General features: G+C 63.3%; 20 protein-coding genes. 5 read left to right on the top strand and 15 right to left on the bottom strand.

Annotated elements, in window-relative coordinates:
- Positions 1-43 precede the first annotated feature (43 nt).
- From ccoP (NTD88_RS11350) to ccoN (NTD88_RS11315), 8 genes are all read right to left on the bottom strand, one after another.
- A complete protein-coding gene (ccoP, locus tag NTD88_RS11350; protein WP_095157060.1) occupies positions 44-1,024 on the bottom strand; it encodes a cytochrome-c oxidase, cbb3-type subunit III in 981 nt (326 codons plus the stop codon).
- Entirely contained in the window at positions 1,021-1,236 is a 216-nt protein-coding gene (locus NTD88_RS11345) for a cbb3-type cytochrome oxidase subunit 3 (RefSeq protein ID WP_262156087.1), read from the bottom strand. The genes ccoP (NTD88_RS11350) and NTD88_RS11345 overlap by 4 nt, the downstream gene beginning before the upstream one ends.
- Before the next feature lie 5 nt (positions 1,237-1,241).
- On the bottom strand, positions 1,242-1,850 hold the full coding sequence (ccoO, locus tag NTD88_RS11340) for a cytochrome-c oxidase, cbb3-type subunit II (protein WP_095157062.1): 609 nt from the start codon (positions 1,848-1,850) through the stop codon (positions 1,242-1,244).
- Positions 1,850-3,292, bottom strand: coding sequence for a cytochrome-c oxidase, cbb3-type subunit I (gene ccoN, locus NTD88_RS11335; protein WP_262129539.1), 1,443 nt, complete (start codon positions 3,290-3,292; stop codon positions 1,850-1,852). Before ccoN (NTD88_RS11335) ends, ccoO (NTD88_RS11340) begins: the two co-directional genes overlap by 1 nt.
- Before the next feature lie 494 nt (positions 3,293-3,786).
- Complete coding sequence (ccoP, locus tag NTD88_RS11330; RefSeq protein ID WP_262156084.1) at positions 3,787-4,722, bottom strand: cytochrome-c oxidase, cbb3-type subunit III; 936 nt, start codon at positions 4,720-4,722, stop codon at positions 3,787-3,789.
- Positions 4,719-4,916 (bottom strand): cbb3-type cytochrome oxidase subunit 3, encoded by a 198-nt coding sequence (locus NTD88_RS11325; RefSeq protein WP_095157065.1) that lies wholly within the window; start codon positions 4,914-4,916, stop codon positions 4,719-4,721. The genes ccoP (NTD88_RS11330) and NTD88_RS11325 overlap by 4 nt, the downstream gene beginning before the upstream one ends.
- A gap of 5 nt (positions 4,917-4,921) precedes the next feature.
- Entirely contained in the window at positions 4,922-5,530 is a 609-nt protein-coding gene (gene ccoO / locus NTD88_RS11320; protein ID WP_110971977.1) for a cytochrome-c oxidase, cbb3-type subunit II, read from the bottom strand.
- Positions 5,531-5,540: 10 nt separating this feature from the next.
- Positions 5,541-6,965 (bottom strand): cytochrome-c oxidase, cbb3-type subunit I, encoded by a 1,425-nt coding sequence (ccoN, locus tag NTD88_RS11315; protein ID WP_095157067.1) that lies wholly within the window; start codon positions 6,963-6,965, stop codon positions 5,541-5,543.
- A 49-nt stretch (positions 6,966-7,014) separates the two neighbouring features.
- Here ccoN (NTD88_RS11315) and NTD88_RS11310 point away from each other — a divergent pair, with 49 nt between their 5' ends.
- Positions 7,015-7,737 carry an alpha/beta family hydrolase gene (locus tag NTD88_RS11310; protein WP_095157131.1) on the top strand — a complete coding sequence of 241 codons (723 nt, stop codon included), beginning with the start codon at positions 7,015-7,017 and terminating at the stop codon, positions 7,735-7,737.
- A 10-nt stretch (positions 7,738-7,747) separates the two neighbouring features.
- Here the strand turns inward: NTD88_RS11310 and NTD88_RS11305 are convergent, their stop codons facing one another.
- Together NTD88_RS11305 and NTD88_RS11300 are read right to left on the bottom strand one after the other, a co-directional pair.
- On the bottom strand, positions 7,748-8,032 hold the full coding sequence (locus tag NTD88_RS11305; RefSeq protein WP_095157068.1) for a pyrimidine/purine nucleoside phosphorylase: 285 nt from the start codon (positions 8,030-8,032) through the stop codon (positions 7,748-7,750).
- Between the two features lie 75 nt (positions 8,033-8,107).
- Positions 8,108-8,659, bottom strand: a complete 552-nt coding sequence (locus tag NTD88_RS11300; protein ID WP_095157069.1) for an exonuclease domain-containing protein — start codon at positions 8,657-8,659, stop codon at positions 8,108-8,110.
- Between the two features lie 203 nt (positions 8,660-8,862).
- Between NTD88_RS11300 and NTD88_RS11295 the strand changes: the two genes are divergently transcribed.
- Entirely contained in the window at positions 8,863-9,627 is a 765-nt protein-coding gene (locus tag NTD88_RS11295; protein ID WP_262156137.1) for a substrate-binding periplasmic protein, read from the top strand.
- Between the two features lie 31 nt (positions 9,628-9,658).
- On the opposite strand, the gene NTD88_RS11290 is transcribed toward NTD88_RS11295, so the two are convergent.
- The 4 genes from NTD88_RS11290 to dsbD form a co-directional block, all read right to left on the bottom strand.
- A complete protein-coding gene (locus tag NTD88_RS11290) occupies positions 9,659-10,204 on the bottom strand; it encodes an RNA polymerase factor sigma-70 (protein WP_095157070.1) in 546 nt (181 codons plus the stop codon).
- A gap of 376 nt (positions 10,205-10,580) precedes the next feature.
- The gene (gene dsbG / locus NTD88_RS11285) at positions 10,581-11,339 is read right to left on the bottom strand and encodes a thiol:disulfide interchange protein DsbG (protein ID WP_262156083.1); all 759 of its coding nucleotides are present in this window, start codon (positions 11,337-11,339) and stop codon (positions 10,581-10,583) included.
- Positions 11,336-12,178 (bottom strand): prolipoprotein diacylglyceryl transferase family protein, encoded by an 843-nt coding sequence (locus NTD88_RS11280; protein WP_262156082.1) that lies wholly within the window; start codon positions 12,176-12,178, stop codon positions 11,336-11,338. The genes dsbG and NTD88_RS11280 overlap by 4 nt, the downstream gene beginning before the upstream one ends.
- On the bottom strand, positions 12,178-13,905 hold the full coding sequence (dsbD, locus tag NTD88_RS11275; RefSeq protein ID WP_262156081.1) for a protein-disulfide reductase DsbD: 1,728 nt from the start codon (positions 13,903-13,905) through the stop codon (positions 12,178-12,180). Before dsbD ends, NTD88_RS11280 begins: the two co-directional genes overlap by 1 nt.
- A 167-nt stretch (positions 13,906-14,072) precedes the next feature.
- On the opposite strand from dsbD, the gene NTD88_RS11270 reads away from it, so the two are divergent.
- From NTD88_RS11270 to NTD88_RS11260, 3 genes are all read left to right on the top strand, one after another.
- Positions 14,073-14,750 carry a response regulator gene (locus NTD88_RS11270; RefSeq protein ID WP_262129543.1) on the top strand — a complete coding sequence of 226 codons (678 nt, stop codon included), beginning with the start codon at positions 14,073-14,075 and terminating at the stop codon, positions 14,748-14,750.
- Positions 14,750-16,075: an ATP-binding protein gene (locus NTD88_RS11265; protein WP_262156080.1), complete on the top strand. Its 1,326-nt coding sequence runs from the start codon at positions 14,750-14,752 to the stop codon at positions 16,073-16,075. The genes NTD88_RS11270 and NTD88_RS11265 overlap by 1 nt, the downstream gene beginning before the upstream one ends.
- Before the next feature lie 83 nt (positions 16,076-16,158).
- The gene (locus tag NTD88_RS11260; protein ID WP_262156078.1) at positions 16,159-17,781 is read left to right on the top strand and encodes a PvdJ/PvdD/PvdP-like protein; all 1,623 of its coding nucleotides are present in this window, start codon (positions 16,159-16,161) and stop codon (positions 17,779-17,781) included.
- Positions 17,782-17,808: 27 nt separating this feature from the next.
- Here the strand turns inward: NTD88_RS11260 and NTD88_RS11255 are convergent, their stop codons facing one another.
- On the bottom strand, positions 17,809-19,215 hold the full coding sequence (locus NTD88_RS11255) for an efflux transporter outer membrane subunit (protein ID WP_262156077.1): 1,407 nt from the start codon (positions 19,213-19,215) through the stop codon (positions 17,809-17,811).
- Positions 19,216-19,217: the final 2 nt, after the last annotated feature.

The raw sequence follows: 19,217 nt of genomic DNA, 5'->3' as shown, positions 1-19,217 counted from the left end.
CCCACCAGTCTGCACTGACGGAGCCTTTTGTCAGCCGTGAAACTTACTGAGCCTCAGCCGGTTTCTGGTCTTTCTGCGACAGGCTCCAGACATACGCCGCCAGCAGGTGGACCTTGTCGTTGCCCTGGATTTCCTGCTGCGCCGGCATCTGGCCCTGACGGCCGTAGCGGATGGTTTGCTGCAGTTGGGCGAAGCTCGAACCGTAGATGAACGCCTGCGGGTGAGTCAGGTTCGGCGCGCCCATCGCTGGAGTCCCCTTGCCTTCCGGACCGTGGCAGGCCACGCAGTTGGCGGCGAAGATCTTCTGGCCGTTGGCGGCGTCAGCCTTGGTGCCCTCCGGCAGGGTGCGGCCATCGAGGTTGGTCAGCACGAATGCAGCAACGTCGGCCACGCCTTGCTCGCCGATCACTTCAGACCACGCCGGCATCACGCCGTGGCGGCCAGCCATGATGGTCTGCTTGATGGTTTGCGGCTCGCCGCCCCAGCGCCAGTCGCTGTCGGTGAGGTTGGGGAAGCCGTAGGAACCCTTGGCGTCGGAACCGTGGCAGACCGAGCAGTTTGAGGCGAAAAGGCGCCCGCCCATTTTCAGGGCTTGCGGATCTTTCGCTACTTCTTCGATGGGCATGGCTGCGAATTTGGCGAAGATCGGCCCGAACTTGGCGTCGGCCCGCTGCATCTCCTTTTCCCACTCGTGAACACCGGTCCAGCCAGCCTGACCGTTGGCGAAGTCAGTCTTCTTGTCGGTGTCCAGGTACTGGTAGCCGGGCAGGATGCCTTTCCAGTTGCCCAGGCCCGGGTACAGCGCCAGGTAGCCGAGAGCGAAGATGATGGTGCCGACGAACAGCATGAACCACCATTTCGGCAGCGGGTTGTCGTACTCCTCGATGCCATCGAAGGAGTGGCCCACGGTTTCTTCGGTGGTTTCGCTACGCTGGCCCTTGCGGGTGGACAGCAGCAGCCAGGTCAGGGCAAAGATGGTGCCCAGACTCAGAACGGTGACGTACAGACTCCAGAAGGTAGTCATTCGTTGTTACTCCTAGACGCTTTCGCTTGCGCTTGCGCTTTCGCTTGCGCTTGTTCGACGTGCTCGCTGGCTTCGGGATCATCCGCGAAGGGCAGCAGTGTCGCTTCGTCGAACTCGGACTTGCGCCGAGAACTGAACACCCACAACGCCAGGCCCACGAAGGCCACCATCACCACGACGGTGCCCAGGCCACGAATCATCCCGATATCCATCGCAATCACCGTTTGCTTTTGATGATGGTGCCCAGACCCTGCAGGTAGGCGACCAGGGCGTCCATTTCAGTCTTGCCCTTGACCGCGTCGCGAGCACCGGCGATGTCAGCATCGGTGTACGGCGTGCCCAGGGTGCGCAGGACTTCCATCTTCTTGGCGGTGTCTTTGCCGTCGAGCTTGTTCTCTACCAGCCACGGGTAGGACGGCATTTTCGACTCGGGTACGACGTTGCGCGGGTTGTACAGGTGCGCGCGGTGCCAGTCATCGGAGTAACGACCACCCACCCGTGCCAGGTCCGGACCGGTACGCTTGGAACCCCACAGGAACGGGTGGTCCCAGACGCTTTCACCGGCCACCGAGTAGTGGCCGTAGCGCTCGGTCTCGGCGCGGAACGGACGGATCATCTGCGAGTGGCAGCCTACGCAGCCTTCGCGGATGTACACGTCACGGCCTTCCAGCTCCAGCGCGGTGCGCGGCTTCATGCCTTCGACCGGCTTGTTGGTGACGTCCTGGAAGAACAGCGGAACGATCTGGGTCAGGCCGCCGATGCTCACGGCGATGACCATGAAGAAGGCCAGCAGGCCAATATTCTTCTCGACTACTTCGTGCTTCATCAGTGGGCTCCCACTACGACGATCTGAGCGGCGGCTTCAGCTTCGGCCGGTTTCGAGGCGCGAACAGTGCGCAGGACGTTGTAGGCCATCAGCAGCATGCCGGAGGCGAAGAACGCACCGCCCAGGGCGCGAACGATGTAGCCCGGATGGCTGGCTTGCAGCGCTTCGACGAAGGAGTAGGTGAGGGTGCCGTCGTCGTTGATCGCGCGCCACATCAGGCCTTGGGTGATGCCGTTGACCCACATCGAGGCGATGTAGAGCACGGTGCCGATGGTGGCGAGCCAGAAGTGCGCGTTGATCAGGCCGACGCTGTGCATCTGCACGCGGCCATAGAGCTTCGGAATCATGTGGTAAATGGCGCCGATGGAGATCATCGCAACCCAGCCGAGCGCGCCGGCGTGTACGTGGCCGATGGTCCAGTCGGTGTAGTGCGAGAGCGAGTTTACGGTCTTGATCGCCATCATCGGGCCTTCGAAGGTCGACATGCCGTAGAACGCCAGCGAAACCACGAGGAAACGCAGGATCGGGTCGGTGCGCAGCTTATGCCAGGCGCCCGAGAGGGTCATCATGCCGTTGATCATGCCGCCCCAGCTTGGCGCCAGCAGGATGATCGACATCACCATGCCCAGCGACTGCGCCCAGTCGGGCAGGGCGGTGTAGTGCAGGTGGTGCGGACCGGCCCAGATGTACAGGGTGATCAGCGCCCAGAAGTGCACGATGGACAGGCGATACGAGTATATCGGGCGCTCGGCCTGCTTCGGTACGAAGTAGTACATCATCCCGAGGAAGCCGGTGGTCAGGAAGAAGCCCACGGCGTTGTGGCCGTACCACCACTGGATCATCGCGTCGGTCGCGCCGGCATAGGCCGAGTACGACTTGAAGAAGCTCACCGGCAACGAGATGTGGTTGACGATGTGCAGCATCGCGGTAACCAGGATGAAGGCACCGTAGAACCAGTTGCCGACATAGATGTGTTTGGTCTTGCGCTTGACCACGGTTCCGAAGAACACCACGGCGTAGGTCACCCAGACAATGGCCAGCAGGATGGCGAGCGGCCATTCCAGTTCGGCGTATTCCTTGGTGGTGGTGTAACCCATGGGCAGGGTGATCAGAGCGCCGACGATGACCGCTTGCCAACCCCAGAAGGTGAAGGCGGCGAGGCTGTCGGAGATCAGTCGCGTCTGGCAGGTACGCTGCACGACGTAATAGGAGGTGGCGAACAGTGCACAACCGCCGAAGGCGAAGATCACCAGGTTGGTGTGCAGGGGGCGCAGGCGTCCAAAGCTCGTCCACGGCAGGTCAAGGTTGAGTTGCGGCCAGACCAGTTGCGAGGCGATGAAGACACCGAGGGCCATGCCAAGGATCCCCCAGACCACCGTCATGATGGCGAACTGGCGGACGACCTTATAGTTATAAGCAGTCGGACTGATAGCTGTGCTCATTCTAAGGTTCCACGGTTTTATAGGTGTTTTTGTAGGTAGAAAAATCGGCGCAAGTATCTACAAGCAGTGTGGGTATTGCAACGCAAGGGAATCTGTTCCACACCCCGCCAGGGCCTGTTTTACGGCCCTTCCGACCCGTCTACCGCGCAAATTGTACACAATATTATCTTGTTTATGTGCACCATTTTTAGAGTGGATTGCACGCTTCTCAAGGCCTGGAAAACCCTGTGAGACGCCGCTTTTTCACCCCGTGAAAAGGGAGCAAAGCCGGCAATCGCCAGCCTTTGCGCTGGCACGATGACATGTGATGAACCAAACAGAGGTGCATGCGCGACATCGCTTCCAGCCACATGTGGCAACAAGCTTAGTCCCGTTCAGAGGGGGTGCAAGGAGGGGGTACGGAGGGGTGCGACACTTGGTCGCACATACAAACAGGAACGCCGCACCCGGTTCGGATGCGGCGTTTTCAGTCAATGCTCAGATGGACTGAAGTGTCACCGTGCAGAAGTCTTGTCGCCGTCCTGCGAAAGGCTATAGACGTAGGCGGCCAGCAAGTGGACCTTGTCGTTGCCTTGAATGTCCTGCTGTGCAGGCATCTGGCCCTGACGGCCGTAACGGATGGTCTGCTGCAGTTGGGCAAAGCTCGAACCGTAGATGAACGCTTGCGGGTGAGTCAGGTTCGGTGCGCCCATTGCTGGAGTGCCCTTGCCTTCCGGACCGTGGCACGCCACGCAGTTGGCGGCGAAGATCTTCTGGCCGTTGGCGGCGTCAGCCTTGGTGCCTTCCGGCAGGCTGCGGCCATCGAGGTTGGTCAGCACGAATGCAGCAACGTCTGCCACACCTTGCTCACCGATCACTTCGGACCAGGCCGGCATCACACCGTGACGACCGAGCATGATCGAAGCCTTGATGGTTTCCGCTTCGCCGCCCCAGCGCCAGTCCTTGTCGGTCAGATTGGGGAAGCCGTAGGAACCCTTGGCGTCGGAACCGTGGCACACCGAGCAGTTGGAGGCGAACAGGCGGCCCCCCATTTTCAGTGCTTGCGGATCCTTGGCCACTTCTTCCACCGGCATGGCAGCGAACTTGGCGAAGATCGGGCCGTACTTGGCGTCGGCGCGCTCCATTTCTTTCTGCCACTCGTTGGCGCCGGTCCAGCCATTTTCATAGCCGGGCAGGATGCCTTTCCAGTTGCCCAGGCCCGGGTAGAGGACCAGGTAACCGACGGCGAACACCAAAGTGCCGACGAACAGCCAGAACCACCAGCGTGGCAGCGGATTGTCGTATTCCTCGATGCCATCGAAGCTGTGGCCCATGGTCTGGTCCGTGGTGCCTGGCTGCTCACCCTTGCGGGTGGACAGCAGTAACCAGGTCAGGCCGATCAGGCTACCGATGGTCAGTACGCTGATGTACGTACTCCAGAAGGTGGTCATTGCCGGGTACTCCTCAAGGCGTTTTCTTTTTCGGCGCCAGGCAGGCGCTCGTCGGCAAAGGGCAGCAGGCTCGCTTCGGCGAATTCACGGTCACGGCGACGGTTGAAAACCCAGAGCGACAGGCCGATGAAGGCGATGGCCACCACCAGGGTGCCAAGGCCTCGCAACTGGCCGATATCCAGGGTGAAGTCCATGGCGCTTACCTCTTGTTCTTGATCGCGGTGCCGAGCACCTGCAGGTAGGCGACCAGCGCGTCCATTTCGGTTTTGCCCTTGACCGAGGCAACGGAACCGCTGATGTCGTCGTCGGTGTACGGCACGCCGAGGGTGCGCATTGCTTTGAGCTTGGCTTCGGTGTGGCTGGTATCGACCTGTTGGGCGACGAGCCACGGGTACGAAGGCATCTTCGACTCAGGCACGACGTTGCGCGGGTTGTACAGGTGCGCGCGGTGCCAGTCATCGGAGTAGCGGCCGCCAACGCGGGCCAGGTCAGGACCGGTACGCTTGGAACCCCACAGGAACGGGTGGTCCCAGACGCTCTCGCCAGCCACCGAGTAGTGGCCGTAGCGCTCGGTCTCGGCGCGGAACGGACGGATCATCTGCGAGTGGCAGCCCACGCAGCCTTCGCGGATGTAGATGTCGCGGCCTTCCAGTTGCAGCGCGGTGTAGGGCTTCATGCCTTCGACCGGCTTGTTGGTGACGTCCTGGAAGAACAGCGGAACGATCTGGGTCAGGCCGCCGATGCTGACGGCCAGGACCATCAGCAGCACCAGCAGGAAGACGTTCTTTTCAATAGCTTCGTGTTTCATGTCCTAGTCCTCAGGCCAGCTGCGCGGAAGCGTCTGCGGTTGCCGGAGCCGGGGCACGCACGGTGCGCCAGGTGTTCCAGGCCATCAGCAGCATGCCGGTCAGGAAGATTGCACCACCGACGAACCGCACGATGAAGCCAGGGTGGCTGGCCACCAGGGTTTCAACGAAGGAGTAGGTGAGGGTGCCGTCGGCGTTGACTGCACGCCACATCAGGCCCTGGGCGATACCGTTGACCCACATCGAGGCGATGTAGAGCACGGTGCCGATGGTGGCGAGCCAGAAGTGCGCGTTGATCAGGCCGATGCTGTGCATCTGGGTACGGCCGAAGACTTTCGGAATCATGTGGTACAGCGCGCCGATGGAGATCATCGCAACCCAGCCAAGAGCGCCGGCGTGTACGTGGCCGATGGTCCAGTCGGTGTAGTGGGACAGCGCGTTGACGGTCTTGATCGCCATCATCGGACCTTCGAAGGTCGACATGCCGTAGAACGCCAGCGAAACCACGAGGAAACGCAGGATCGGGTCGCTGCGCAGCTTATGCCAGGCGCCCGAGAGGGTCATCATGCCGTTGATCATGCCGCCCCAGCTTGGTGCCAGCAGCACCAGGGACATGATCATGCCCAGCGATTGTGCCCAGTCCGGCAGCGCGGTGTAGTGCAGGTGGTGCGGACCGGCCCAGATGTACAGGGTGATCAGCGCCCAGAAGTGCACGATGGACAGGCGATAGGAGTAGACCGGGCGTTCAGCCTGCTTCGGTACGAAGTAGTACATCATCCCGAGGAAGCCGGCGGTGAGGAAGAAGCCTACGGCGTTGTGGCCGTACCACCACTGCACCATGGCGTCGGTGGCGCCGCTGTACAGCGAGTAGGACTTGGTCAGGCTGACCGGCAGTTCCATGTTGTTGACGAGGTGCAGGATCGCCACGGTGATGATGAACGCACCGAAGAACCAGTTACCCACGTAGATGTGCTTGGTATTGCGCTTGATCAGCGTGCCGAAGAACACCACGGCGTACGCCACCCAGACGATGGTGATCAGGATATCGATCGGCCACTCCAGCTCGGCGTATTCCTTGGAGCTGGTGTAACCCAGCGGCAGGGTAATGGCGGCCAGCAGGATCACCAGTTGCCAGCCCCAGAACACGAACGCCGCGAGGGCGGGCGCGAACAGTTGGGTTTGGCAGGTACGTTGCACCGAGTAGAAAGAACTGGCAAACAGCGCGCAACCACCGAAGGCGAAGATCACCGCGTTGGTATGCAGAGGGCGCAGGCGCCCGAAGCTGGTCCAGGGAAGGTCGAAGTTGAGGGCAGGCCAGACGAGTTGCGCGGCGATGAAAACGCCGAGCCCCATCCCGACGATTCCCCACACCACCGTCATAATGGCGAATTGGCGGACCACCTTGTAGTTGTAGGCGGTACTGCAGGTTGTGTTCATGTATGGGTTCCCATCCACGGTTATAGGCAGGCTAAACAGCGAGGCAAGCATGAGTAATGGGCGAATCTCCGGTATTGACGGGGATCAATGGGCGCAGCGGCTGAAAATGCGGGGGTGGTTATGGAATGCCCCGGAAAATCAGGCAGATGGCGGTGCCAGGGGCTGTCTGATCCTGGCCCACGGGGCGGGCGCGCCGATGGACAGCGATTTCATGCAGGACATGGCGCAAAGGCTTGCCGGGCAAGGGCTGGGTGTACTGCGCTTCGAGTTTCCCTACATGGCTCAGCGCCGCTCGGGGGGTGGCAAAAGGCCGCCGAATCCCCAGGCGGTATTGCTCGACTGCTGGCGGGAGGTCTATCGGGAGGTGCGACCATTGGTCGCTGGGCCGCTGGTCATGGGTGGCAAGTCCATGGGCGGGCGGATGGCCAGCTTGCTGGCGGACGAATTGGGCGCGGATGCGCTGATTTGCCTGGGTTATCCGTTCTATGCCGCAGGCAAACCGGAGAAGCCGCGGGTGGCGCACTTGGCGCAACTGCGCACGCCGACGCTGATTATCCAGGGCGAGCGGGATGCGTTGGGCAATCGGCAAACGGTGGAGGGGTATGAACTGTCGCCGGCGATCGAGGTGTGCTGGCTGGACGCGGCTGACCATGACCTCAAGCCGTTGAAGGCTTCAGGGTTCAGTCATGCGGATCATCTGCGGACGGCGGCGCAGAGGATAGTGAACTATGTGGGCGAGCTCCCACAGGGGGAGCTGGCTTCGAGCAAATGAGCGAGCTGAATCAGTCGCGGTATTCGCACAGGTAAGCGGTGTCGACCGCGACCTTCAGCTGGAACTTGGCGTTGGCCGGTACGTTGAACTGGCTGCCGCTGGAGAAGGTTTCCCAGTTGTCGCTGTCAGGCAGCTTCACGGTCAGGGCGCCGGACACCACGTGCATGATTTCGCGCTGGGCAGTGCCGAACTCGTATTCGCCCGGGGCCATGACGCCGATCGTAGCCGGACCTTCGGCAGTGCCGAACGCGATGGACTTGACCGTGCCATCAAAGTACTCGTTGACCTTAAACATGGGCGACTCCTGCAAGAAAAAGGGACCAAAAAGGCCGGCCAGTATGCCCAAGCCTTCTGGTCCCGTCATCCGCTTTCAGGTGCCCTGGACCGGGAGTGTCAGCGGTAGCAGCCGGGCGGTATTGCGGGCGTCTTCAAGGGCTCGGTGCTGTTGCCCGCTGAACTGCAGGCCGGCCAATTGCAGCGCGCTGTTCAGGCCCATAGGCCGCTTCAACTGGCGGGCCTTGGCAAAGTGCTGCTTGAGGTTGAGGTGGGGGACGCTGCTGAGCAGGCTTTCGAGGCCGTTGGCCTGCCATTCCTGCAGCAACTGCTTGCGGTCGTAGTCGCCCCAACTGGTCCAGCCCTCCAGGCGTGGCTGGTAATGGCCCAGCCAGCGCTCGAATTGCGCCCAGACCTCGTTGAACGGCTGTGCCCCGTCGACGTTGGCCTGGCTGATGTGCGTCAGCTCACGGCAGAACACCGTGAGTTGCGGACGTCGCCGCGGTTTCACGAAACGCTGGAAATGATCCACCTCCCGGCCTTCGCGATTGACCAGGCTGGCGCCTATTTCGATAACTTCCATATCCGTGATCGGCCAGCCACCGTCGTCGGTGGTGGCTTCCAGGTCGATCACCAACCAATGGCCCATAACAGATTCCCTACCCAAGATGTCGTCCAAGCGTAGCCAAACACGGGCGTCTGCGATATCCCATGGCGTTTTGCCCTGATGCTCGAAAATGGCGCATGCGGCGGGTTGTACTACCCCGTGAAAACGCCTAGCTTAGACAGATCCACCCTGTGAGAGTCGTCATCTTGATTCCAGCGCCAATACCGCGGGTATTGTCCTTGCTATTGTGTTTTGCCCTGGCCTGGCAGGCCGACGCGGCTCTCGCCCTCGACACCGTCGAAATCAGAATCGGCGCGGCACATTTTCCCCCGTATACGGTGCGCCCGGAGCAGGGCGATGACACGGGGCTGTTGCCGCAACTGGCGCAAGCGCTGAACAACGTGCAAAGCCTGTATCACTTCGTGCTGGTGCCCACCTCGATCCCGCGACGTTTTCGTGATTTCCAGGAAGGGCGGGTCGATATGGCGATCTTCGAGAACCCCGACTGGGGTTGGCAGGATATCCCGCATGTCGCCGTCGACATGGGGCTGGAGGATGCCGAGGTCTTCGTTGCCCAGCGCACCCGCGATCACGACCAGCAGTATTTCACCCGTCTGGACGGCAAACGTTTGGCGCTGTTCAACGGCTATCACTATGCCTTTGCCAGCTTCAATTCTGATGGCCGCTACCTGGCCAAGACCTTCAACGCCACGCTGACTTATTCCCACGACAGCAACCTGCTGATGGTGCAGCGTGGCCGCGCCGATATCGCGCTGGTGACGCGTTCGTACCTGAGCGACTACATGGTGCGAAATCCGGAAAGCGTCGGGCAGTTGCTGGCGTCGGAGCGGATCGATCAGGTCTATCACCACTACGCCCTGCTGCGTCCGCAGGCGAAAATCAGTGGCGAGGAGTTCGCGGCGTTGCTGGATCGACTGCGGGCCAACGGCGAGTTGCTGAGAATCTTCAATCCCTACCAGATCCAGGTGATCGAGCCGCACCGTCACTGAGCGGGCCCTGATCATCCGAACGGCTGTGATTTCAGTTCAGCGGGCCAGCCCCGCGAGCGTTGGAAACCTTGCGGCAATGCACCAGGGCATCGCGAATCATGAAGTTGACCAGGGTGGGCGAAACGCCGAGTTCCTTGGCGATGTCTTTCTGCGGAACGCCGTGCAAACGGTACATCTCGAAGGCGTAGCGGGTGCGTGGGGGCAGCTCGGTCAGGGCTTCGGCGATATGTTCGAGGGTGGCGAAGTTGATGTGCGCAGCCTCGGGCGATGCGCCGTGGATGACGACATTCATGCCTTCTTCTTCAGTGCCTGAATATTTCATCTCCATTGCCTGCTTGCGGTAATGGTCGATTGCCAGGTTGCGCACGATCTGGAACAGGTAGCTCAGTTGCGCCTTGAACGACGAGGTGATCTGCGGAGCGGAGTTGAGCCGGAAAAAAGCGTCCTGCACGACATCTTCGGCCCGTGAGCGGCAGCCGGTAATGCGCGCTGCGATTTTGACCAGGATGCTGCGGTTGTCGACGAAGGCTTGGAGTAACGGTGAATCGCACTTACCTGTGGATAGTTGTTCCGCCATGGAAATCACCTTTTCTCTAAGTGGATAGCGAACCTCCCGAGGGACCTGTTCGCTGCGACGTGCGACAAACTAGTATTAATGATAATTATTGTCAATTGCGAAAGTTAATAACTCTATATACGTTTTGGTTCTAAGATCATCAGCCTGTTTCATGACCCGGCAAGTGTCATTCGTGGACGCCTTGTGCTGCCTCGCTTCAGAGCGATTTCGGCGTTTTGGGCGGCGACGGGCTGGTGTGCGTCCGGCACTTTTATCCCACAGCCAAATGACGGATTTGTGCGCGTGCTCACGTCTCTTCGATGACGAAAAAAAGCCGCCTGAGCGGCGGCCAAGGATGCCGGCGTGCGGCTGAATGCACGCCGGGCGGGAGGAGGGCTCAGCGCTTGCCGAGGATCTTGCCGAGCAGTTCCGGACGCGGTGCGCCTTGCTGTTGCTGCAGGCGCTGCTGATCGTCCAGATAGAAAATCGCCGGGGTGGCGGACAGGCCCAGTTCGTTCATCAGGGCCAGGTTGGCATCGAGTTTGGCCTGCACATCCGCCGGGATTTTTTCCAGCGCCTTGAGCGTGCTGGCCTTGCCGGCGCTTTCGTGGTCATGCAGGGCTTTTTGCGGATCCTTGCTGGCCAGTAGCGACGCGGATTTGGCCCGGCTGTCTTCGCGAATGATGCCGACCATGATGTGGCGCAACTGCACTTTGCCCGATTCGACCCACGGCCGCGCCTGTTCCCAGAACATGTTGCAGTAAGGGCAGTTGGGGTCGCTGAACAGGTAGACGATACGCGGCGCATCCGCTTTGCCGTCGGCGATCCAGGCGGTCTTTTCCATCTTTGCCCAGACTTCCTTGGCCATGGGCGCGTACACCAGTTGTTCCAGCGGTTTCTCGCTCAGGTCGCGACCTTCCTGGTCGAACAGGCTGCCCACCAGCACATGTTTGCCGTCCGGCGTCAGGTACAGCGCCACGCCGCGGTTCTGGAACTGCGCGGCATAGCCTTTCAGGCCGTTGGGGGCATCGAAGCTGCCGACGATCTTCGCGCCCTTGGCTTCGATCTGCTTGACCGCTGCGGGCAGTTCCTCGGCCAAGACCAGCGGGCTGGCGAAAATGCCGAGGGCCAGGCCCAGGTAGATCGGGATCCTCATGGTGTATTCCTTGTTTCTGAAAGGGGAGCGCTCGGCACGTTCTCGAACGACTGCAGCGCGTGACGCAGGCTGGCGCGGGACAGCTCGCCGAGATGGCTGCCGACCAGGCGCCCGTCGGCGTCGTAGAACAGTGTGGTGGGCAGGGCCATGGAGCCGACCTGCGCGGCCAGTTGTCCGCCGGCATCGAACAGCACGTGGGACAGGTTCAGGCCGGTGGTGGCGAGAAAATTGGTGACGATCTGCGGCGTCTCGCCCTGGTTGACGAACAGGAAGGTGACGTCCGGGTATTCGTGTTGTGCCTGCTGCAACACCGGCATTTCGCGGCGGCAGGGCGGGCACCAGGTCGCCCACAGGTTGATCACCAGCGGGCGGCCGCGATGGCTGTCGAGGGCGACGGACTGCCCGCGGGCATCGAGCAGGCTCAGTTGCGGCAACTGGGTGCCTTGTTCGTAAAGATGGCTGCCCCAACTGGCCAGCAGCCAGAACAGCGCGCCGCTGAACAATCCCCAGCCCAGCGGGCGGCGCCGCGCCGGTTTGCGCCAGCCGGTCCAGACGGCGCCGATCAGCACTGCCAGCAGGCCGGTCCAGGGCGAGAAACCACCGTCACGGATATCGATGATTTGCAGCGGATCATCCCGGTACATCGACCAGTAGGCGATGACGAAACCGACCCGGGCGCCGAGCAGGCCGAGGAGAAACAGGCCGAACAGCGAGGACTCCGGGTTGTCGCCACCACGCTTGGCCACTCGCCAGCCGACCAGGGTCGCCAGGCCCAGTGCCGCAAGCAGCAACAGGTGATCGAGGGCCATGGCCACCGGGCCGATATTCACCGTCAGCATCAGCCTTGGCTCCTGGTTGCATTCCAGTGTTGCAGGAAAGTCGCGGCGTCCACTTCACCCACCAGCCGGCGGCTGCGCCGTTCTTCGCCATCGGGACCGATCCACAGCATGCTCGGCGGGCCGGGCACCTGGTAACGCGACAGCAACTCGCGAGCGGCCGGCGCGTCGGCGGTGACATCCAGGCGCACCAGACGCACGCCACTCAGCGCCGCGAGCACATCAGCGCGGGCGAACACCTGCTTTTCCATGACCTTGCAGGACACGCACCAGTCGGCATAGTAGTCGAGAAACACCCACTGGCCCTGGCTGCGCGCCGCATCCAGCTCAGCCTGCAAGGCCTGCGGGGTACTGACGGTGGTGAAGGCGTCGACCGGGGCGGTCACCGCGCTGGCAGTGGCGCGAGATGCGCTGTAAGGCTGCAACGGTTGCCACGGATCGCTGCCACCCCCGGCAGCGCCGATGATCGACAGCAGGCCCCACAGCCCGGCGATCAGCACCGGTGGTTGCGCCGCACGCCAGTGGCGCAGGACCGGCCAGGCGCTCCAGGCCAGGGCCAGCAGCCAGGCGCCCGCCAGTCCGAGCCACAGCGCAGGCTCCAGCACCACGCGCAGCGTGTACAGGCCCATGGCGAGGAAGACGAAGCCGAAGAAGCCTTTGACCAGGTTCATCCACGCACCGGGACGCGGCAGGTAGCGATTGCCCACGGTGACCAGCAACAACAGCGGCAGGCCCATGCCCAGTCCGAGGCTGAACAGCACCAGCGCGCCGTGCAGGGCATTGCCGCTCTGCGCGATATACAGCAGGGCGCCGGCCAGCGGCGCGGTCATGCACGGTCCCATCAACAAACCGGACAACGCGCCCAGCGCCGCGGCGCCAAACAGGTTTCCGCCGCGGGTGTGGCGCCCGGCGCGCTCCAGGCGATCGCGCAGAAACATCGGCAATTGCAGTTCAAAGGCGCCGAACATCGGCAGGGCCAACAGCACGAACAACCCGGCCAGGCTGCCCAGCAACCAGGGTTGTTGCAGCCAGGCCTGCAGGTTCGCGCCGAGCAGGGCGGCGACCACGCCGAGCGCGGCGTACACCAGCGCCATGCTCAACACATAAGTACCCGCCAGCGCCCAGCCGCGGCGGCTGCTGGCGTTGTTGCCCATCACCAGCCCGGCGAGGATCGGCAGCATCGGCAATGAGCAGGGCGTAAAGGCGAGCAACAGGCCAAGGCCGAAGAACACCAGCAGCCCCCAGCCCAGGTTCCGCTGTTGCAGGGTGCCGGCGAGGGCCTGATCGCTGGCCTGGGTCTGGGGAGTGTTGGCGCTGGCACCGCCGAGGTTCACAAGCGACGTCTGTGGCGGATAGCACAGCCCGGCATCGGCGCAGCCCTGCCAGCCCATGCGCAAGGTGCCCTGGGCCGAGGCGGGCAGCACCAGCTCGAGTTCGCCGCGGTAGACCGGCGTTTCACCGAAGAACTCATCGTGGTGCGGCAGTGCCTGGGGCAGCGGGGGAATCTGCTCCGGTGCGAGGCCGTCGAACTTCAGGCGCTTCTGGTACAGGTAATAGCCGTCGGTGATCGCCCAGTGCAGGCGGGTCTGACCGGACGGCAGGCGTTCGCTGGTAAAGACGAAGGCCTTTTCCACCGGGAGGAAGTCGCTCTGGGCAAAAGGATTGGCAAAGCTCTGTGCCTGGCTCAGGGAAGTGAACAGGCAGAGGATCGCCAGGAGCAATGCACGCATGTCGAAGCCTTGGAAGGTCATGAGCGAGCAAGGCTGCCGACCCTGGATTAACCCAGGGTTAAGCCGCTGGCCGGCAGGCGACGGGGCGTGCGACGCAGGGCATAATCCCCGGTTAATCCTGCTCTGGCCCACTGCAGGCCTTCCCCCGTCGATGACCGAATCCGCCCATGCATGTACTGCTCTGTGAAGACGACGACCTGATCGCCAGCGGCATCATTGCCGGCCTGAGCGCCCAGGGCCTCACCGTGGACCGCGTGGCCAATGCCGGTGCCGCGCGCGCCATGCTCCAGGCCGCGCACTTCGATGTGATGGTGCTCGACCTCGGGCTTCCCGACGAAGACGGTCTCAAGCTGTTGCAGCGCTTGCGTCAGCAAGGCGAGCGCCTGCCGGTGCTGATCCTCACCGCGCGCGACGCGGTGACCGACCGCGTCGACGGCCTGCAGGCCGGTGCCGACGATTACCTGCTCAAACCCTTCGACCTGCGCGAATTGGCCGCCCGCCTGCACAGCCTGGTGCGGCGCATGGCCGGGCGCTGCGTGAACGTCATCGAGCACGGGCCGCTGAGTTTCGACCCGAGCAACTGCGAAACCAGCCTGGGCGGCCAGCCGGTGGACCTGTCGCGACGCGAGCAAGCGCTGCTCCAGGCGCTGCTGAACAACCCCGGCCGGGTGCTTTCCAGCGAGCAACTCAAGGACAGCGTCTACGGCTTTGGCGACGAAGTGGAGAGCAATGCCCTGAACGTGCACATCCATCACCTGCGCCGCAAGCTGGGCAACGGCATCGTCGAGACCGTCCGCGGCCTGGGCTACCGTCTCGGCCCGGCGCAATTGCCAGGATCACCGTGATGAGCTTGCGCCTGCGCCTGAGCCTGATTCTCGGCATCGCCTTCGTCCTGATCTGGGCCCTCGCCGCCGCCTGGATGCTGCGCGACCTGCGCCAGCAAATGATGTTTTCCCTCGACCAGCGCCTGGTGGCGTCGGCGCGGATGGTCGCCGGGCTGATCGACCAGTTGCCGCAGCCGTTGACCAGCAAGGGCGAGGGCACCCACCTCAGCGCCGATCAGTTGAGCGTCCCCGATGGCATGGCCTGCCAGGTCACTTCGCTGCGTGGCGAGATCCTCGCCCGCAGCCATCAGAATGCTGACCAGCACCTGGATGACGGGCGCGGCGGCTTCCATGACCAGATGATCGATGGCGCGCGCTGGCGCAGCTTCACCTTCGCCCACGGCGATATCCGCATCACCACCGCCGACCGTCACCTCGAACGCGAGGCGCTGAACCGCTCGATCCTGCTGGCGGCGTCGGCGCCGGTGCTGGTGGCCCTGCTCGGCAGTCTCGGCCTGCTCTGGGTCGGTATCGGCAAGGGCCTGGCGCCGCTGAACTGGATGCGCGACGCCCTGCGCAGGCGTAGCCCGGATTCCGTCGAACCGCTGCAGATCAAGGCGGTGCCCAGCGAGTTGCAGCCGTTGCTGGACACCCAGAACCAGTTGTTCCTGCGCATTGGCCAGACCATCGAGCGCGAGCGCCGCCTGACCGGCGATGCCGCCCATGAACTGCGTAGCCCGCTGACCGCAATCAAGACCCACCTGCAAGTGGCGCGGATGACCGATGGCAGCGTGCGCGAGCAGGCCCTGGAGCATGCCGAGCAGGGCGCCGACCGCTTGCACCGGACCCTCGAACAGTTGCTGCTGCTGGCGCGGGTCGAGGGCAGCCTGTCGTTCGACGATGGCGTGCAGTGCAGTGCCGAACAGGCCGCCCGCCAGGCCATTCAGGATACCGGCGACAACCGTCGCATCTTCTTGCAGGCGCCGCAACGGGCCGCAGAGGTGCAGTTGGACATGCCGGCGGGTTTGGCGGTGGCGGCACTGCGCAACCTGCTGGATAACGCTCTGCGCCACAGCACCGGCGAAACCCCGGTGGAACTGGAGGTGCACGTGGAGGAGGGCCGGGTCGGATTCCTCGTCCGCGACCATGGCCCCGGCATTCCCGAGCAGCACCTGCAACACTTGACCCAGCGCTTCTGGCGCAATGGTCAAAGCGAGGGCAGCGGCCTGGGGTTGGCGATCGTCCAGGCAATCGTTCAGCGCTGTGCCTGTTCATTGCATTTCGACAGCCGTCCCGACGGTCTGCGGGTGCTGCTGCAGATGCCGTTGCGCGTCGAGGCCGTGTGATGAGCAATAACCCCTAAATTTCCCACCCAATTCAACGTTCTAGCTTGGACATAAGTGGTTTCCATGGCTGGCACGGGTGGGCAATGACGATATCTCGACGGGGATTCATAGCAGGTCTGGCGTTGACCAGCGCGGCGGTACCGGCGGTCTACTACGGCCATCGCAAGCTGACCCACGACCCCGAGGACGACATCGTCACCCCAGGCGAAGCCAGCGTTGAACTGGCGGATATCGCCGGCCAGCAACTCGCCAATCAACTGCGCGGTGTCTGGGATATCCGCTTCACCGGCGCCGATGGCGGCCTGCCGGGGCTACCGCGCGAAGGCGCGCAGTTGTACCTCGATATCGCCGCCAAAGGCCGTGGCCTGCGCGGCGTGCTGGACACCGGTGAGCGGCTGGAACAACCCGGCCCGGTGGCCTATCGGGTGCTGGGCGATCTGGTCGGCGCTTCCAGCAAACAAGTGCGTTGGCGTCTGCTGAGCAACCAGGGCGGCCCAGGTTTCGAGTGCATTGCCACGCTGGATGAGGTCTGGGGCAGTTTCGGCAACGCCGGCAGCGGAACCCTCAGCGGTAACCTGCAGCGCCTCGACCGGTCCATGGCATTGCCCCTGCAAGACAGTCATTTCGTCGCCGTGAAGCGGATGTTTCCCGAGGCGCGTGAGCGCATTGCCTACACCCCCGAATTACGCGACTGGCTGATCGGCGCCGAGCACCGGTTGTTCCACCAGCTCTGGCATTCGACCCGGGACAAATGGCACAGGCTCTCCGAAGAGCAGCATGGCGCACTGCGCGGCCTCGGCTGGCAACCCGGGCCGCGGGATAAGGAGCGTGATGCCCGCGGGCCACGCAAGCACCGCAACGGCTCCGGTGTGGATTTTCTGTTCATGCACCGGCATATGCTCAACACCGCGCGGACCTTCCAGGCATTACCGTCCTGGACCCATTTCCCCTTGCCACAGCCAAACGTCGAGTTCGATCGCCACGGTTTCGCCCGCTACTTCGATAACCACGATGGCTACAGCGTACCGCCGACCTGGCTGGCCTCGGGGGACAGCGAGTACACCCAGTGGGTGGCCGCGATCAAGGCGCAGGAGACGTTCTGCAGCAACTTCCAGGTCTGGGAATCGCAATACCAGGACCCGCAGTACCTGTCGCGCATGACCCTCGGCGAGTTGGGTTCGGAACTGGAAATGAACCTGCACGACTGGCTGCACATGTGCTGGGCGTCGGTCCCGCGTGACCCGTCCAACGGCGCGCCGGTGCCGTTCGCCCGCAATCCGTCGGACTTTGCCGCCCGTTGGTATGGCGCCGGCAACGACTTCCTCGGCGATCCGTTTTCATCCCATGTGAACCCGGTGTTCTGGGGCTTTCATGGCTGGATCGACGACCGCATCGACGACTGGTTCCGCGCTCAGGAACGGCACAACCCGGGCCAGGTTCGGCGACTTCAGGTCAATGGCGTGGAGTGGTTCGCGCCGGGGCGCTGGAACGAGGTCGAGGATCCGTGGCTGGGACCGACCACCCATGGCTGCAGCACCACGCCGGGCATGTTCCCGGGCAAGTCGGTGGAGATGGATATCGAGACGATGAAGCTGGCGTTGCGCCTCATCTTTGCCGAGGAAGACAAGCTCAAGCCGCTGTTCAAGCGCGTGCCGCAACGGCCGTGGTATGCGCGGCATTTGTCGATGAAAGGGATTGCCTCGTGAGGGACCGCGAACGGTCCCCTCTCTAGCTCAGCGAACCTCCGTCACGTGCCACCCACCACCCAACGCCTTGTACAGCGCCACGCTGCCCTGCACCCGCGCCAGGCGCAGTTGCACTTGCTGGTCCTGGGCCTGGTAGAGGGTGCGCTGGGTTTCCAGCACCGTCAGCAGCGTCTCCGCGCCCGCTCGATAGCGCCGCTCCGCCAGTTCGAAGGCGGTGCGTGCCTGACGCACTTCTTCGTCCTGCCACTGCCGTTGGCGATCGACGCCGCCAATGCTATTCAGCGCCTTCTCCACATCGCCGAAACCGGAAACGATGCTGGCGTGATAGCGCTGGAGCAGCTCTTCCTGCTCGGCGCGGGCCCGGTCGCGTTCGGCCTTGAGCCGGCCGCTGTCGAAGATCGGTGCCGCCAGCCCCGCCGTCAGGTTGTAGTAGGGGCTGCGCAACAAGCGGTCGAAGACCTGCGAACCGGACGCGAGGTTGGCGCCCAGGGTCAGGCTCGGCAGCATCGCGGCGCGGGCCACATGCACATTGGCCTGGGCCGCCGCCAGCCGTGCTTCGGCGGCGGCGATATCCGGCCGGCGGCTGAGCAGGTCGCTGGGCACGCCCGTGCCGATGCGCGGCCAGTTGATCGCGGTGAAATCCTCGCGGGTCTGCGGCAGTGCCTGCACCGGTTCGCCGAGCAGGGTCGCCAGGGTGATACGGGTGTCCTGCAATTGTTGTTCGAGCAGCGGCACCTGGCGTTCCTGCGCCGCGACCAAACTGCGCTGTTGCGCCAGTTCCAGGGCGGTCGCCGACCCGGCGTCGTGGCGGGTCTGCACTACTTGCAGCACGTCGCGGGCGTTGCTCAGGTTCAGCCGGGCGATGCGCACTTGTTCGACCAACGCGAGGCTTTGCAGGTAGCTGCTGGCGACGCCGCTGAATAGCGTCAGTTCCACCGTCTGGCGGTCGAAGCGACTGGCATCGAGGCTGCGCAGCGCGCTGTCGCGGGCCGCAGCGTTGCCGCCCCAGAAGTCGATTTCGTAACTGGCGTTCAGCCCGGTGCTGAAGGTGGTGTAGGTGCGGTCGCTGCGGGTCGCATCGATGCCGTTGTAGCCGCTGCCGCGCAGCAACCGTTCGCGGCTGGCATTGAGGCCGAACTTCACCTCCGGCAGCAATGGCGCGCCGGCGATGACCGCGCTGGCCTGGGCCTGGCGGATCCGCGCCACGGCTGCGGCGAGGTCGAAACTGTTGCTGCGCGCCTGCTCGATCAAGTCGTTCAGTTGCGCACTGGCGAAGGCCTGCCACCATGGCCCGTCGGCGATCGACGTGGCCGGGTCATGCTGGCCTTGCCAGTGTTCGGGGGCCGCTGGCGGCGCGGCGTCGGGGGTGCTGTTGGCGCAGGCACCGAGCAACACACACAGGGACAGAAGGCTGAGACGGCTGGGCAATGTCATCG

Origin of the sequence: Pseudomonas sp. 20P_3.2_Bac5 (assembly GCF_025466035.1) — a bacterium.
Lineage (GTDB): Bacteria > Pseudomonadota > Gammaproteobacteria > Pseudomonadales > Pseudomonadaceae > Aquipseudomonas.
The sequence above is the reverse complement of the archived record's forward strand: the minus strand, read 5'-3'. Positions and strand labels throughout refer to the sequence as shown.